This window comes from Candidatus Sarcina troglodytae, assembly GCF_015708635.1.
GTDB lineage: Bacteria > Bacillota > Clostridia > Clostridiales > Clostridiaceae > Sarcina > Sarcina ventriculi.
The window spans coordinates 1,367,813-1,383,882 of the sequence record NZ_CP051754.1 but is presented as its reverse complement, the minus strand read 5'-3'; the positions used below and the strand labels follow the sequence as shown (position 1 = coordinate 1,383,882).

General features: G+C 26.4%; 15 protein-coding genes. 14 read left to right on the top strand and 1 reads right to left on the bottom strand.

Features of this window, described 5'->3' with window-relative positions; translation table 11 throughout:
- Window positions 1-12: 12 nt before the first annotated feature.
- Entirely contained in the window at window positions 13-558 is a 546-nt protein-coding gene (locus HH195_RS06205) for a tetratricopeptide repeat protein (RefSeq protein ID WP_055257055.1), read from the bottom strand.
- A gap of 215 nt (window positions 559-773) precedes the next feature.
- On the opposite strand from HH195_RS06205, the gene HH195_RS06200 reads away from it, so the two are divergent.
- The 14 genes from HH195_RS06200 to HH195_RS06135 all read left to right on the top strand — a co-directional run bounded on the left by HH195_RS06200 (window position 774) and on the right by HH195_RS06135 (window position 15,770).
- Window positions 774-1,313 (top strand): deoxycytidylate deaminase, encoded by a 540-nt coding sequence (locus tag HH195_RS06200; RefSeq protein ID WP_196370246.1) that lies wholly within the window; start codon window positions 774-776, stop codon window positions 1,311-1,313.
- A 15-nt stretch (window positions 1,314-1,328) separates the two neighbouring features.
- Window positions 1,329-1,832, top strand: a complete 504-nt coding sequence (locus tag HH195_RS06195) for a flavin reductase family protein (protein WP_243278486.1) — start codon at window positions 1,329-1,331, stop codon at window positions 1,830-1,832.
- A gap of 167 nt (window positions 1,833-1,999) precedes the next feature.
- Window positions 2,000-2,449 (top strand): MarR family winged helix-turn-helix transcriptional regulator, encoded by a 450-nt coding sequence (locus tag HH195_RS06190; protein WP_055257053.1) that lies wholly within the window; start codon window positions 2,000-2,002, stop codon window positions 2,447-2,449.
- 108 nt (window positions 2,450-2,557) lie between these two features.
- Window positions 2,558-4,861 (top strand): RNA polymerase recycling motor HelD, encoded by a 2,304-nt coding sequence (gene helD / locus HH195_RS06185; RefSeq protein WP_196370242.1) that lies wholly within the window; start codon window positions 2,558-2,560, stop codon window positions 4,859-4,861.
- Window positions 4,862-4,879: 18 nt separating this feature from the next.
- Window positions 4,880-5,149 carry a DUF1292 domain-containing protein gene (locus HH195_RS06180; RefSeq protein WP_112365812.1) on the top strand — a complete coding sequence of 90 codons (270 nt, stop codon included), beginning with the start codon at window positions 4,880-4,882 and terminating at the stop codon, window positions 5,147-5,149.
- A 20-nt stretch (window positions 5,150-5,169) separates the two neighbouring features.
- Window positions 5,170-5,565, top strand: coding sequence for a hypothetical protein (locus HH195_RS06175; protein ID WP_055257050.1), 396 nt, complete (start codon window positions 5,170-5,172; stop codon window positions 5,563-5,565).
- A 429-nt stretch (window positions 5,566-5,994) separates the two neighbouring features.
- Window positions 5,995-6,192 (top strand): DUF896 domain-containing protein, encoded by a 198-nt coding sequence (locus HH195_RS06170; protein ID WP_196370240.1) that lies wholly within the window; start codon window positions 5,995-5,997, stop codon window positions 6,190-6,192.
- A gap of 23 nt (window positions 6,193-6,215) precedes the next feature.
- Window positions 6,216-7,127: an HPr(Ser) kinase/phosphatase gene (hprK, locus tag HH195_RS06165; RefSeq protein WP_055257048.1), complete on the top strand. Its 912-nt coding sequence runs from the start codon at window positions 6,216-6,218 to the stop codon at window positions 7,125-7,127.
- Between the two features lie 53 nt (window positions 7,128-7,180).
- Window positions 7,181-8,110, top strand: a complete 930-nt coding sequence (locus HH195_RS06160) for a magnesium transporter CorA family protein (RefSeq protein WP_196370238.1) — start codon at window positions 7,181-7,183, stop codon at window positions 8,108-8,110.
- Window positions 8,111-8,166: 56 nt separating this feature from the next.
- Complete coding sequence (locus HH195_RS06155; RefSeq protein WP_196370237.1) at window positions 8,167-9,567, top strand: aminopeptidase; 1,401 nt, start codon at window positions 8,167-8,169, stop codon at window positions 9,565-9,567.
- Window positions 9,568-9,765: 198 nt separating this feature from the next.
- A complete protein-coding gene (locus HH195_RS06150) occupies window positions 9,766-10,014 on the top strand; it encodes a TIGR03905 family TSCPD domain-containing protein (RefSeq protein WP_196370235.1) in 249 nt (82 codons plus the stop codon).
- 209 nt (window positions 10,015-10,223) lie between these two features.
- Window positions 10,224-12,206 carry a glycosyltransferase family 2 protein gene (locus HH195_RS06145; protein ID WP_196370233.1) on the top strand — a complete coding sequence of 661 codons (1,983 nt, stop codon included), beginning with the start codon at window positions 10,224-10,226 and terminating at the stop codon, window positions 12,204-12,206.
- A gap of 230 nt (window positions 12,207-12,436) precedes the next feature.
- Window positions 12,437-14,422 (top strand): glycosyltransferase, encoded by a 1,986-nt coding sequence (locus HH195_RS06140; RefSeq protein WP_055257043.1) that lies wholly within the window; start codon window positions 12,437-12,439, stop codon window positions 14,420-14,422.
- Between the two features lie 184 nt (window positions 14,423-14,606).
- Complete coding sequence (locus tag HH195_RS06135; RefSeq protein ID WP_196370231.1) at window positions 14,607-15,770, top strand: iron-containing alcohol dehydrogenase; 1,164 nt, start codon at window positions 14,607-14,609, stop codon at window positions 15,768-15,770.
- Window positions 15,771-16,070 lie beyond the last annotated feature (300 nt).

Here is a 16,070-nt window from a genome sequence, read left to right as displayed (position 1 = left end):
AGCCTTATTTAATTAATTCAAAGATAATTTTCTTTTTAACGAATTTTTTATACATTTTAATATATATCTTATGTTTTGAATTAAATTAAATTTAAAAATCGAGTTAGTTTTTTTGAAAATTAGTTCTTCTTCTATATCAATATCTTTAGATAGAACACCAAGTTTTAAAAGGTTACATTTTTCTATTGCATTTCCAACAGGTATTTTATTAAAATCACTATGAGAACATGTTATCAATTTATCTAAAGCATTATTTAATTTTTTGTTTTCAATATCTATTAAAGCATCATTATATAAATTCTTTAACTCTTTATAATTTTTTAAATTATCTAGACAAAATTTAGCAGATGTATTATTGTTTTCTGAAAAATTGCTCTCCCAGCAAACAATACTTTCTTCTAAATAACCATTTATATAAAAAATATAAGCTTTTACTTCTAAAATTTCTTCAAAATATGGATATCTGTTTAGTATTTTATCGCATATATTTAATGCTTCTTGGTAATTAAAATTATCATAATAAGACCATATTTTATTAATTTCTTTATCTATATTCATATATTCACCCCTATTTAATTTTAACATAATTTTACAAAAATGTAAAATTAAATATAAAAAATTTATAAGTAATAAAATATTGTATTTTTTTATATATTAGTGAAGAAGAATAAAATCATTTATCAAAATTAATAGTAATTTAGTCTGTATATTGCAAATTATCTAAAATGTTTTAAAATATAAAGTAGAGAAACTAAAGAAGAGGGGAATTTTCTATGGAACGTAAGTTATTTACAGAGTGGGCTATGGATATTGCAGAAGATAGCAAATTAAGAAGCACTTGTTTAAGTAGACAGGTTGGAGCTGTTATTATAAAAGATAGGCAAATAATTGCAACAGGATACAATGGTGCACCAACTGGAACTGTACATTGTTCTGATATTGGATATTGTGAAAGAAGAAAGAGAAATATTCCATCAGGACTTGGATTAGAGCTTTGTAGAGCGGGTCATGCAGAAGCTAATGCAATAAATCAATGTGCAAAACATGGAATTAGTTGCAATGGAGCAACGCTTTATGTAACAACTCAGCCGTGTGTATTTTGTTGCATTAACATTATACAATCAGGAATAAAGAAGGTTATTTTTAAAGGTGAGTACCCAACAGGGTTAGGATTACAACTTTTAAAAGAGGCAGAAATCGAATATGAAAAATATGAAACTGCTTTAAACAAAGAAAGAGAAGAGTATAAGATAAAACATATTAGAGAAATAGAAAGAGCAAAAAAGCTTTTAAAAGAAGTTGAATTATATTAAATGGAGGAAATAATTATGGATTTTAATGAAAAATTAAATTTATCTATGGAATATTTACACAAACAAGGCGCGTTTTTAACAGCTAAAGTTGATGATAAAGTGAATACTATGACTATAAGTTGGGGTTCTGTTGGATTTATGTGGGGAAAGCCAGTATTTATGGCTCTTATAAGACCGCAAAGATATACTAATGAATTTATAGAAAAGAGTAATTCTTTTACAGTAAGCATTCCTTTTAGCAGTGATTTAAAGCAAGCATTAGGTGTTTGCGGAAGCAAATCTGGAAGAAATGTGGATAAAGAAAACGAAGCAAAGATAAATTTTATAAGTGGTAAAGACGAAATGTTTGCAATTGTGGATAAGTGTGATGTTTATTATGAATGTAAAGTTTTATATAGCAATAAATTGAAGACAGAAGAGCTTCCTAATGATATAAAAGATAGTTTTTATAGTGCTGGAGATACTCATATTTTATATTTTGCAGAAATAGTTAATTGCTATAATGGAAAAGATATTTAGAGTAAATTGTTAGTACTAATTTTACGAATATGCTTCGATTATCGAAATATATTATAATAAAAATTTGTTTGTAAATTGAGGTATTAAGATTTCATTCTTTATCTAATATTTATTAAAACAAGATAAAAAAGTAAGAATTTGAGAGAACAAAAGAGAGGAATGAATGTATGACAGATAATAGGGGTGTGTTAAATAATCTTTTAGTTAAATTATTTAATGATATTTTAAGAATAGAAGAAAAATCTTTAAAAAAAAGCGAGGAATTATCAGATTTATCAGTAACTGAAATCCATACAATAGAGGCAATTGGTGAGAAGGAAGAGAGAACAATGTCAGAGATTGCAAATGATCTAAGTATAACCGTTGGCACACTTACAACTGCTATTAATAAACTTATAAAAAAGGGATATGTGGAAAGACGTAGGATAGAAGAAGATAGAAGAATAGTTTTGGTGAAATTAACTGAAAAAGGGAAAAACGCTAGCTATCTTCATAAGAAGTTTCATGATGAGATGATAAAAGCTACTATAGAGAAGTTGAATAAACAAGAAGAGGATGTTTTAATTAGTTCTTTAGAAAGTTTATCAAAGTTTTTTCATGACAAATATGAAAAATAAAATATTAATAAAAATAGACAATCTACTTTTTGATTGTCTATTTTTATTAGCTTTATTATAATATATAAATGTTATGTTAAAACGGATTTTAGAAAGGAATTTAATATTATGAATAGAGATAAAGATGTTTTAAATGAAGAAAAAGAAAAATTAGTTGAAATTAGAAAATGGATACATAATGAGATAAGTAGAATAAAGATAGATGAAAAAAACTTAAAGGATAAAATAAGTGATCTTGAAAAGGGGGCTAAGGGTGCGTATAATGAGGAACTTTTTATAAATAAAAAGCTTTTTAATATAGTTGAAAAAAATTTAGAAGTATATGAGGAGTCAAATTTAAAACCATATTTTGCAAGGATAGATTTTAGAGAGTTTAGAAAGGATATTGAGAGTTTCTACATAGGAAAAAATAGCTTAGGAGATGTTAGGGAGGGGGAGGAGAAAGTAATTGATTGGAGGGCACCAATTGCGGATTTATATTATAGTGGAACTCAAGGGGAGGCATATTATAAGGCACCAGCTGGAGTAATAAATGGGGAACTTAAATTAAAAAGAAAATTTTTATATGAAGATAATGAAATTGTAAAATGTTTTGATGAGGGATTAAATGAAATAATATTAAAAGCTAATCTAAATAATGAGGAAGGTGAAGCTTTAATTGATGAATTTCTTAGAATAAATTTAGAGAACGGGACAGGAAATAAATTAAAAGAAGTTGTTGCTACTATACAAAAAGAACAAAATGAAGTGATTAGAGCTGATAAAAATTTTCCTCTTATAATACAGGGGTCAGCAGGTTCTGGTAAGACAACCGTAGCGCTTCATAGGTTAGCATATCTTTTGTATAGATATAAAGAAGTTTTAGAGGCTAAAGATATTTTAGTTATCGCTCCTAATAAATTATTTTTAGACTATATATCAGAAGTGTTACCTGATTTAGGGGTTAATCATGTTAAGCAAAAAACTTTTGAGGATATAGCAAGTGAATTTTTGAATATAAAATCGAAAAGTAAAATAATAACAAAAGATAAGAAGTTTATAAGTTTTTTAGAGGACAAAAATGATGAAAAAATTAAGTTTCTTTTAAAGGAAAGTAGATTTAAGGGTTCTTGGCAATTTAAGAAAATATTAGATATTTATTTAAAAGTTTTAGAAACTAAAGATTCTAATATAGAGAATATAGTTATTAAGGGGTATACTCTTTTTGATAAAAAGGAGATAAAAAGGCTTTTTACAAAAGATTTAATAAAATACCCTATAAATAAGAGAAAAGATGAAATAAAAAGATACTTTTCTTTAAAGATTAAAGAAAAAGTATTAACAGTATTAGATAAGATAGATTTTAATTATGAATATAAAATAGCTAGACTAAAAAAACAAATGGAAGATTCTAAAGAAAGACGTGAAAGACTTATACTGTTATATGATGAAAGAGATAATTTTAAAAGAGAATTTCAGGGGGTTTTGAAGAAGGAGTTTAATGATTATTTTGAAAAATGGAAGGGATTAAACACATCTAGTATATATTTAGATATGTTTAAAGATCAAGAATTTTTTGAAAAAGTAATATGCAATGTAATACCGAAAGATTTAGGAGAATATATAAAAAATTCATTAGAAGAAAATTTGAAAAATGATATAGTGGATTCAGATGATTTAGCAGCTATGTTATATATTAAATTTAAGATAGAAGGTATTACAGAACATAACTTAGTAAAACATATAGTCGTAGATGAGGCACAGGATTATTCAATGTTACAAATGAAAGCTATATCTATGATGATACAAGGCAATTCATTAACTATTGTAGGAGATTTAGGGCAAGGAATATATTATTATAAGGGAATAAAGTCGTGGTCTGATGTAGTAGATAATATATTTGATGGAAAAAGCATATATAAAGTTTTAAAACAAAGTTATAGAAGCACAGTTGAAATTATAGAATTTGCAAATAAAGTTTTGCAAAAGCAAAAAAATTATGAAATTTCTGCAAAACCAATACTAAGACACGGAGATAAACCTGAAATTATAAAGTTTAATAATAATAAAGAGTTTTGTGAAATGGTAGATAAAATAGTTAAAAAAATAATAGAGGCTGGTAGAACTTCTATAGCCATAATAGGAAAAAATAAAAAAGAATGTAAAAAAATAAAAGATGCGATTAGAAAATACTCAAAATACCAGTTTACTTTAGTTAAAGAAGATAACAAAGAATTAAATTTAGATAAAATAATAATACCGTCGTATTTAACTAAAGGACTAGAGTTTGATTGTTCTATAGTTTATAATTTAGATGATGATGTGTATGCAGATAATGAAATGGATAAAAAATTATTATATGTTGTTTTAACTAGAGCTCTTCATTATGAATATGTGTTTTTTAAAAATAATATATCAGAGCTTGTGCAGTAAACAGGAAAGGAAGTTAATATGGAAGAAAATAAAGTAATGGCTTTTAGAGATGAAGATGGAAATAAAATAGAATTTGAAGTTGTAGCAAAAATATTTTTAAATGAGGATACAAAATATGAAAAGGAATATATAATATTATCGCCTCTTGAGGGAGAAAAAAATGAAGATGATGCATTTATATTTAGAGTAGATACTGTTTTAGAGAAAATAGAATATAACCTTGTAGAGGATGATAATGAATTTAATGAGGTTAGAAAAAAATATAAGGAACTATTATATAATGAATAAAAGTTAGGGAGATAATATTTATGGATAAAATAAAGATTTTAAATTATTTAAAAGATTCAGAATTAGAAATTATTAAAAATGTGAATTATGAAAATGCCTTAGTTGTTAAAGTAATTTATAAATTTGATGATGTGGAAATAAATGCAGCTAAATGTTATGCAAATGAAGAAACGGATTTTGAAGAAGATAGTATAGGATGGATTAATGAGGGCGTAATTCCTTATTTAAATGATATTGCACAAGACTCAGTAGAGGAAATAATGGAAGATTTGGTTTCAGATTTAGATGTGGAAGTTGAATTTGTTGCAAGAGAAATAGATGAAGACAATTATGGATATAGGGAGTTTTTATTAGCCATAGCTTGCGAGGATGATGATTTAGATATTGATAAAATAATGTATGATTTAAATATATAAAATTTATAAAAAAATTAAAAATTTATTGATTTTAAATTATATTGTGCTATAATTAAGTCATAAATTAATTATCCTAAGATGTACGCGAAGCCTATATTTTTAACCTACATTATATTTTCGGGATTTGCAAAAAATTCAAGCTAATAGGACTTCAACCTTTTGGTATTATCTTTTAGATAACAGAAGATTATTAGTAAAAGTTGAGTAAAACCCACCTGCGAGACGCAGGTATAAAGCTATAGGTGTGACGGCATAATGGGAGATTTGATATTTTGGTTTTAATAGACCTAGTTTTTACTAGGTCTATTTTTGTAAGGTTTTATGGCATAATTTTTATGTATAATATTAAATATAAGCATGAATAAATGTTTAATAATTATTGTTAAAAAGATGTATTTTTATAAATTATTTTAAAAGGAGATAAAATAAATGAATATAGATGAATTGGTAAGCAGAATCAATGAATTAAGTAAAAAAAGTAAGGAAATTGGTTTAACAGATGAAGAAAAAAAGGAACAGCAAGTTTTAAGAAGAGATTATATAGACAGATTTAAAAATAATTTAAGAGCTCAATTAGAGACAATAAAAATAAATAATAAAAAAGACAGTATTATAATCAAAAAATAACATTAGTTTAAAGGGTGATAAAATTGAGCGTAACTATAGAAAAGCTTATCAAAGATTTTAACTTAGAGGTTTTAATAAAAGGACAAGAGAATGTGCCTATTAGTGTAAATGATATAAATAGACCAGGACTTCAACTTGCTGGATTTTATAATTATTTTGCTCCAGAAAGAATTCAAGTAATTGGAAAAGCTGAATGGAGTTTTATAGAAGATATGGGTCAAGATATTAGAAAGAAAAGACTAAATAAGTTTTTTTCTTTTGATATATCATGTATGATAGTGACTAGGGATTTAGAAATACAAGAAGAAGTTTTAAAAGCTGTTAAAAAAAATAAAACATGGATTTTAAGAACAGATATGATAACTACTAAGTTTATAAGTAAGTTAACTATGTATTTAGCAGATCAAATGGCACCAGAAACTAGGCTTCATGGCGTTTTAGTTGATGTATATGGTATAGGTATGTTGATAACTGGGGAAAGTGGAATAGGGAAAAGTGAAACTGCTTTGGAACTTATAAAAAGGGGACATAGACTTGTTTCAGATGATGCGGTAGATATTAAAGAATTAGATGGAGAGCTTATGGGGACATCTCCTAGGATAACTTTTGGAATGTTAGAAGTTAGAGGTATGGGAATAATAGATGTAGCAGCTCTTTATGGTTTGAGTTCTATACTTGCTACTAAAGAAATTAAAATAGTAATACATTTCGAACATTGGAAAGATGATGGAGATTATGATAGATTAGGAATAAATAATGAATATCTAGAAATATTAGGTGTCAATATTAAAAAACTGAGAGTTCCAGTAAGACCAGGAAGAAACATAGCTGTTATTATAGAGGCAGCAGCTGCAAATTATAGATACAATTTAATGTCTAATACAACTCCTGTAGAAATTATAGAAAAAAGAATGATGGAACTTGAGGAAGAATAAAATTTGTTTAATATGAAAAAAATATGACCATATCAGAAGTTAGGTGATAAGATATGGTTATATTTAATATCGATGATGGATTTAAGATAGAAAATAATTGGAAAAAAAATACTTTTAAATGTTGGATTGTTGCAGAATCAGCAGAAATAAAAAATATTCCATATTCATTTAGTACAGAATGCATTAAAGAATGTTTAGATTATAATCAACAACAAAGAATAGATTATTATAATAATTATATATTTATATTAATAGGAATATTAGAACAACAAAATAGACAAATAAAATCAAAAGAGATGAATATATTTTTAGGAAAAGATTTTATAATAACAGTTTATAAAAGCCCTATAAAAATTTTAGAAGAGCTTATAAGAGATATAAAAGAGGATAAGAATTGTCATCTGTTAAAAGAAATAAGGGAGCCTTCTATAATACTTTACTATATTTTAGATAGAATTATAGTAAAAAATTATAATATAATATCAGAACTTGAAACTAGAGGGGATAAAATAGAACTTGATATTTTAAAAGAACCTCACAAGGAACAATTAAATGCATTGTTGTTTATTAGAAGGGAAACATATAAGCTTCGAAAACTTTTAAAACCATTAAGATATATAGGTGATGTTATTTTGCTTAATGAAAACGGTGTTATAAGCGAAGAAACAATAATATTTTTTAGAGTTATAAGCAAAAAATTAGAGAAGCTTATGATATCTTTAGATAATTTATCTCAAGAATTAGCTTTAGTTAGAGAGGCTTATGAATCTGAAATAGCTAATAAAACAAATGAACTTATGAAGGTCTTTACCATAATTACAGCAATATTTCTACCACTTGAGCTTATAACAGCTATTTTTTCTATGAATTTTAGTTATATGCCGTTTAAGGAATATGTAGCTGGGTTTTATGCAATAATATTATTGTTAACATGTGTAACAATAATATTATTAGTTATATTTAAGCATAAAAGAATACTTTGACAATATGATAGTTCTATTATAAAATTAATTTAATTAATACTGGGGAGGCTAAATGCATGTTAAAAGAAATAGAAAAAAGAATAGTTTGTGCATGGGAAAAATATTCAGATGCAGATAAAAAAGAAGTATTTGATTTTTCAAATAGATATAAAGATTTTATATCAAAAGCTAAAACAGAAAGAGAATGCGTTGTAAAACTTATAGAAATAGCTAAGTCTAATGGGTATAAAGATTTAGATGAAATAATAAAAAAAGGTGAAAAAATAAAAGTTGGAGATAGATTATATTCAACCAATAAAGGAAAAAGTCTAGCTATGTTTATAATAGGAAATGAACCTTTAGAAAATGGATTAAGGATAGTTGGATCACATATTGATGCTCCTAGAATAGATTTGAAAGCGAATCCATTATATGAAGATTCAAATCTTGCGATGATGGAAACTCATTATTATGGAGGTATTAAAAAATACCAATGGGTGGCTCTTCCACTAGCAATTCATGGAGTTATAATTAAAAAAGATGGTTCTTTAATAAATATCTCTATAGGAGAAGATGATGAAGATCCAGTTGTTGGAATATCAGACCTTTTAATTCACTTATCATCTGATCAATTAGGTAAAAAAGCTTCAGTAGTTATAGAAGGAGAAGATTTAAATCTTTTAGTTGGAAGTATTCCAGTTGATGATGAAGGTGCTAAAGAAAAGGTAAAGGAAAATATTTTAGCTCTTTTAAAAGAAAAATATGATATAGAGGAAGAGGATTTTGTATCATCAGAACTTGAAATAGTGCCAGCTGGAAAAGCTAGAGATTATGGTTTAGACAGAAGCATGGTTATGGGATATGGTCATGATGATAGAATATGTGCGTATACTTCTTTTGAAGCAATGCTAAGCGTTAAAAATACTAATAAGACTTGTGTAGGATTATTTGTAGATAAAGAAGAAATTGGTAGCGTAGGAGCTACTGGTATGACTTCAAGATATTTTGAAAATATTTTAGCGGAAGTTATGGATAGATTAGGAGATTATTCAGAACTTAAGCTAAGAAGAGCATTAGCTAATTCTAAATTTTTATCAGCTGATGTAACTGTTGCATATGATCCCAATTTCCCATCAGTAGTTGAAAAGAAAAATACTGCTTTTTTAGGAAATGGTGTTGTGTTTAGTAAATATACAGGAGCGAGAGGAAAGTCAGGATGCAATGACGCTAATCCAGAATTTATAGCACATTTAAGAAATATTATGGATAAAAATAATGTAACTTGGCAAACCGGAGAACTTGGAAAAGTTGATCAAGGAGGCGGTGGAACTATCGCTTACATCTTAGCTCAATATAATATGGAAGTTATAGATTGTGGTGTAGCTCTTCAAAATATGCATGCTCCATATGAAGTTGCTTCAAAAGCTGATATATATGAAACTATGAGATGTTATAAAGTATTTTATGAAGAAGCTTAAAAATAAAGAGTATTATCTTTTGATAATACTCTTTATTTTTGTTATAAAAGTAAAAAAATCATAAAAAAATAAATAAAAATATTAATATATTAATAATAAAAAATTAAAATAATGATAAAATATAAACTTAATAAATTTCTTATTGATTGTAAAATGATTTAGGTATAAGATAATATGTGAGTAAAAGGAGGGGATTTTATGAAATTTAAACCATCAGGAGTCTGTGCAAAAGAAATGAGTTTTGATATAATTGATAACAAGATTAAAAACTTGAATTTTATAAATGGATGTCCAGGAAATTTAATTGGTTTATCAAAGCTCATAGATGGCATGGACATAGATGAAGTAATTGAAAAATTAAGAGGCGTTGATTGTAGAGGAAAGGGAACATCCTGTCCAGATCAGTTGAGTAAAGCATTAGAAGAATGGAAAAAGGCTAACCTTTAGTAGTAAATGGTAAGTAATCAAAAGATTAAGTGCTATATGTTGGTTGTAAAATTACATTACAAATATATTTTATTATTAAGTAATAAAATAGTTTAAATAATATATAGAATATATTATTTAAATAATGTAAAATAAAGTAGAGTTAAGGGGGTGAGTTTAAATATAGCATTAAAATGAAAAAATAATAATAAATAGGGAAGGTTGAAAAAATGATATATTTTATTATAGCTGTTGTGCTTCTTTTAGTAAGTTTTGTATTAGCAAAAATAAAACCGGAATATAGAAGATTACTAATAATAATAAGTAGCGTAATAACTATTACTTATATAGTTTGGAGATTTACAACAGTTCCATCAAATTCAGTGTTAAATTTTGCATTGGGAGCGATATTATTAATTTCTGAGCTTATAGGTGTATCACAATTTTTTATATTTGAATACTTATTTACTAAAAATTACAAATTAAAACAAAGAACCTTATCTGATTTTGCAGAGGATAAGATTCCAGAAGTGGATGTTCTTATATGTACATATAATGAACCATTAAAATTAGTTGAAAAAACAATGTTAGCAGCTACTCAAATGAACTATGTTAAGGGTAAGCTTAATGTATATGTTTGTGATGATGGTAAACGAGATGAATTAAAAAGATTATGTGGTAAATATAACATAGGCTATATAACAAGAGAAGGTAATGAAGGTGCTAAGGCAGGAAATATCAATAATGCTTTAAAAGTTATAAAGGGTGATTTATTTGCAGTATTAGATGCAGATATGATTCCAACAAAGAATTTCTTAGAGAGAACTATTGGATATTTCTCAGAAGAAGATGTAGCATTTGTACAAACTCCTCAAGTTTATTATAACCAAGATATGTATCAATATAATCTTAAGAAAAAAGTTCCAAATGAACAAGATTTCTTTATGAGAGATATACAGTCTGCAAGAGCGTCTATAAATGCTGTTTTACATATAGGAACTAATGCAGTATTTAGAAAAAAATATGTTGATGAAATAGGGGGATATCCTACAACATCAATAACAGAAGATATGGCTGTTGGTATGCTTTTGCAAGATAGAGGGTACAAAACAGTATTTATAAATGAAGAACTTGTTTATGGATTAAGTGCTACAACTTTCGAGGATTTGGTAAAACAAAGAGATCGTTGGTGTAGAGGAAATCTTCAAGTAATGAAAGGTTTTAACCCTTTAGTTAGAAAAGGTCTTACAGCATCACAAAAATTAGCTTATTGGGATGGAGTTTTATACTGGTTCTCTAGTTTGCAAAAAATGGTATATATTATAGCTCCGATTTTATATTTGACTTTTGGAGTTTTAATTTTAAATACCACTTTAGAAACCTTATTGGAAATGTTTATTCCGTTTTTCCTTGGTCAAATATTAGTTTTTGCTGCATTATCTCCAAGAACAAGGAGTTTAAAATGGTCTCATATATATGAGGTATCAATGGCACCGCATATATCATTATCAGTAATTAGAGAAATGCTTAAGTTTAAAATAGGATTTAATGTTACACCAAAGGATGGTTTGAGCAAAAAACCATATTTTCAACTTGGAGTAGCTATGCCACATATAGTACTTGCAATATTATCAGTGATCTCTTGGTCAATTGGAACTTATTGTTTAGTAGAGAGATATATTGGAATAGGTCCTTACTTAATAAATATGGCTTGGAGTTTATATAATTTTATGGCTATTATAACTTGTATAAAGGTTGCTTATCAAAAGCCAATATTTAGAGTTTCAGAAAGAATAGCATTGAAAACACCTATGAAGACTGAATTTGGAATAAATGGTTGTGAACTTGGTCAATGTGAAGTTATAAATATATCAGATGAAGGCGTTGGCATAAGTCTAGCAACAAACAAATTAGTTAAAAAAGATAAAGTTAGTCTAAGAAAAACAAAATTAGAAATTGGACAAGATATATTTGTAAATTTACATGACGCTAACAATAAAGATTCTTTTGTAAAAGGTGTAATAACTAGAATAGATAAAGATTTAGTAGGTGTTAAATTTAAAGAATTAACATGTGATGAAAGAAAAAATATAGTAAGTATTTATGCAGATAATTTAAAAGCATATCATGATACTAGAAAAGTTCAAAAATATATAATAGAAAAGAAAACTATAGATATTCCTGAAATTGGGACAACTATATCTAAAGGATAAAAAATAAAAATTGCATTATAATAGTTTAATTCAATTATAAATAAAATATTTTATTTAAAAATGTTGGAATAAATTATTATAAATGCAGTTTTTTTTATGCGCATAATTGAAAAATAAAGCTACTATCATATTGTAATAGGGCTATAATCCTATTATAATATTAATTAAGCAATTAATATAATTGTTAAATATAAAGAAAGGAGAAATATCTAAATTAGAGGGGGAAATAAATGATATACTTTATTATATACTTTATTATTGCTATGTGTATCTTAACAGTAAGTTTCATATTAGCAAAAGTAAAACCTGACTTTAAAAAGGTGCTACTAATAGTCAGTATTATAGTATGCGTAACTTATATAGTTTGGAGATTTACAACTGTTCCTAATAATTCTATTTTAAGTTTTGTTTTAGGAATTATATTAATTATTGCAGAGATTATTGGAATGCTTCAATTTTTCAATTTCCAATATCTTTTCACTAAAAAATATGTTGTTGAAAGAAAAACATTGGCAGACTTTAAAGAAGGTGAAATACCAAATGTTGATGTTCTTATATGTACGTATAATGAACCTTTAAAATTAGTAGAAAAAACATTAATAGCAGCATTAAAAATGAACTATGTAAAAGGAAAATTAAAAGTTTATGTTTGTGATGATGGTAAGCGTGATAGTATGAAAGCGCTATGCCAAAGATATGGTGCTGGATATATTACAAGAGAAGGTAATGAAGGAGCTAAAGCTGGTAATATAAACAATGCTTTAAAAATAATAAAAGGTGATTTATTTGCAGTATTAGATGCAGATATGATTCCTAAGAAAAACTTCCTAGAGAGAACAGTTGGATATTTTTCAAAGGAAAAATTAGCTTTTGTTCAAATACCTCAGGTTTATTATAATCAAGATATGTATCAATATAACTTAGACAAGCATATACCAAATGAACAAGATTTCTTCATGAGGGATATACAAGCAGCAAGAGCTTCAATAAATGCAGTTTTACATATAGGAACTAATGCTATATTTAGAAAAAAATATGTAGACCAAATTGGAGGATATCCAACATGTTCTATAACTGAAGATATGGCTGTAGGAATGATGCTTCAAGAGGAAGGGTATGAAACCTTGTTTATAAATGAAGAACTTGTTTATGGATTAAGCGCTACAACATATGCAGATCTTGTAAAGCAAAGAGATCGTTGGTGCAGAGGAAATCTTCAAGTAATAAGAGAATTTAATCCGTTATTTAGAAAGAAATTAACTTTGCCTCAAAAAATAGCTTACATAGATGGAGTCATATATTGGTTTTCAAGTATTCAAAAAATGGTATATATGCTTTGGCCTATGGCGTATCTTATGTTTGGTGTACTTGTTTTAAGAGCGACTGTATTAAATCTTTTAACAGTATTTATTCCATTTTATTTAGGTCAGATATTAGTTTTTAAAATACTATCTCCTGGAAATAGAAGTATAAGATGGTCTCATATATATGAAGTTGCAATGGCACCTCATATATCATTATCTGTTATAAGAGAATTGTTTGGATTAAAAACTAAATTTAATGTAACTCCTAAAGATATATCAAATGATAAGGCATACTATCAATTAAAAGTTGCATTACCTCACATAGTACTTGTAATTCTTTCTGTTTTATCATGGTGTATAGGAACATATTACATACTACATGGTATGATAAACATCGAAGGATATGTTATAAATATTGCGTGGGGAATATATAATGTTTATGGTCTTTTAGTATGTATAAGAGTAGCATATCAAAAACCTGTATATAGAGCTACAGAACGTGTTGATTTAAAAGTACCTATGAAGTCAAGATTTAAAATACAAAATGATGGTTTTGTTGCATGTAGGATATTAAATATATCTGATGAAGGAGTTGGAATAGACCTTTATAAAGAAGATAATGCAAAAAACAAAACTATAGAAAAAGTAACAAATAGTATACTAAAAGTAGGCGAAAAATTAGAAATGAATATATCAGAATTTGGACATGATGTATTTATTAAAGGAACTGTTGCTCGAATAAAAAATGGAATAATTGGTGTAAAATTTGATGATTTAACACCAGAGGAGAAAATAAATATAATGAAAATTTATGTCGAAAATTTAAAGGCTTATCATACAGTTAATAGAAGACAAGCATATACTGATAAATTAACAGACACAGAAGCAGATGTTTTTATATACGGAGCTTAATATAATTTAATTATATTTATTTCTTAAATAAGAACCACTAAAGATAAAAAAAATTATAATAGTGGTTCTTATTTTTTTTTATTATATTAATTATAATCTTAATATATAAAAAATGTATTGTAATATCAAAACATATTTATTTAATTTTTTATGCTAATAATTGTATTTTATTGGAGGAATAGAAATGGAGAATTTAACAATTAGTAGCAATACTAAGATTATAATAGGGCGAGAGAGTGAACTTTTAGTTGGTGAAAAAATAAAAAAGTATAGTAATAAAATTCTTTTGCATTATGGCGGAGGAAGCATTAAAAAAATAGGACTTTATGAAAAAGTAGTAAAATCTTTAAAAATGAATAATATAGAGTTTATAGAGTTATCTGGAGTTATGCCTAATCCTAGGGTATCATTAGTTAGAGAAGGCATAAAAATATGTAAGGAGAATGATATAAGTTTTATTTTAGCAATAGGTGGAGGAAGTGTAATAGATTCAGCTAAAGCAATAGCGATAGGTGTAAATAATGATGAAGATATATGGGATATATTTAGAAATGGTAAAATAAAAAGAGATGGATTGCCTCTTGGAGTAATTTTAACAATTGCAGGTTCAGGGAGCGAAACGAGTGAAGCTCTTGTAATTAACAATGAAGAAAATAAGGAAAAGAGACTTCTTCGTCATAAATCAATAGCACCAAAGTTTTCTATTTTAAATCCAGAATTGACATTTACAGTACCAATGTATCAGACACAATGCGGTGTAGCTGATTTAATAGCTCATATATTAGAGATTTATTTTACTCCAAATGCACGAGCTGATCTTGCGGACAGGCTTTGTGAAAGCACAATAAAATCTCTTATAGATAATGGTGAAAAATTATTAGATGATAAAGAAAATTATGATGCTAGATTGGAGATTTTACTAGGAGGTATTGCAGCTCATAGTGAACTTTTAAGTGTAGGAAGAAAAGGAGATTTTGCTACACATACTATAGAACATGAGTTAAGTGGGCTGTATGATATAACCCATGGCGCAGGTATTAGCATAATGCTTCCAGCTTGGATGAAATATGTTTATAAAGCTGATATAAATAGATTTGTTCAATTAGGTAATAGGGTTTGGAATATAGATATAAATTACGACAATTTAGAAGAAACTGCATTAAGAGGAATAGAAGCATTAAAAGATTTTTATAAAAAAATTGGTCTTCCAACAAGTTTAAAAGAAGTTTATATAGATAGTTCTAACTTTGAATATATGGCAAAAAGAGCAACGAAGAATGGGTTATGTGGTAATTTTGTAAAATTAAATAAAAATGATATAATAAACATATATAATCTTGCATTATAAAAAAGCTATGAAAAATATTTTTCATAGCTTTTTTATTTATTTCTAAGATAATATTGTTTTTAATATTATGTAAATTTTAATTTCAATTTAGTAGGTAAAAATTATTAAATATAGTAAAAATTCATTAAAAATAAAAATTTACAAAATATTAATAAAAAAATAAAAACTAAATTTATTAATAAATTATGAATGCTTGAAACATAGATATAAAGGCGAAAGAGGGATATTATATTATGAAAAGGAAAAGTAAAAAATAGGTATTTTTTTATAAAAAAATATAAAAAAACATAAATTTATGGT

Bases quoted from the DNA above. Each gene is read 5' to 3' on its own strand.
- HH195_RS06200 (WP_196370246.1), top strand. From the start codon at position 774: ATGGAACGTAAGTTATTTACAGAGTGGGCTATGGATATTGCAGAAGAT.
- HH195_RS06180 (WP_112365812.1), top strand. From the start codon at position 4,880: ATGGAAGAAAATAAAGTAATGGCTTTTAGAGATGAAGATGGAAATAAA.
- HH195_RS06205 (WP_055257055.1), bottom strand. From the start codon at position 558: ATGAATATAGATAAAGAAATTAATAAAATATGGTCTTATTATGATAAT.
- HH195_RS06150 (WP_196370235.1), top strand. From the start codon at position 9,766: ATGAAATTTAAACCATCAGGAGTCTGTGCAAAAGAAATGAGTTTTGAT.
- HH195_RS06195 (WP_243278486.1), top strand. From the start codon at position 1,329: ATGGATTTTAATGAAAAATTAAATTTATCTATGGAATATTTACACAAA.
- HH195_RS06135 (WP_196370231.1), top strand. From the start codon at position 14,607: ATGGAGAATTTAACAATTAGTAGCAATACTAAGATTATAATAGGGCGA.
- HH195_RS06140 (WP_055257043.1), top strand. From the start codon at position 12,437: ATGATATACTTTATTATATACTTTATTATTGCTATGTGTATCTTAACA.
- HH195_RS06160 (WP_196370238.1), top strand. From the start codon at position 7,181: ATGGTTATATTTAATATCGATGATGGATTTAAGATAGAAAATAATTGG.
- HH195_RS06145 (WP_196370233.1), top strand. From the start codon at position 10,224: ATGATATATTTTATTATAGCTGTTGTGCTTCTTTTAGTAAGTTTTGTA.
- HH195_RS06155 (WP_196370237.1), top strand. From the start codon at position 8,167: ATGTTAAAAGAAATAGAAAAAAGAATAGTTTGTGCATGGGAAAAATAT.
- HH195_RS06175 (WP_055257050.1), top strand. From the start codon at position 5,170: ATGGATAAAATAAAGATTTTAAATTATTTAAAAGATTCAGAATTAGAA.
- HH195_RS06170 (WP_196370240.1), top strand. From the start codon at position 5,995: ATGAATATAGATGAATTGGTAAGCAGAATCAATGAATTAAGTAAAAAA.
- helD (WP_196370242.1), top strand. From the start codon at position 2,558: ATGAATAGAGATAAAGATGTTTTAAATGAAGAAAAAGAAAAATTAGTT.
- HH195_RS06190 (WP_055257053.1), top strand. From the start codon at position 2,000: ATGACAGATAATAGGGGTGTGTTAAATAATCTTTTAGTTAAATTATTT.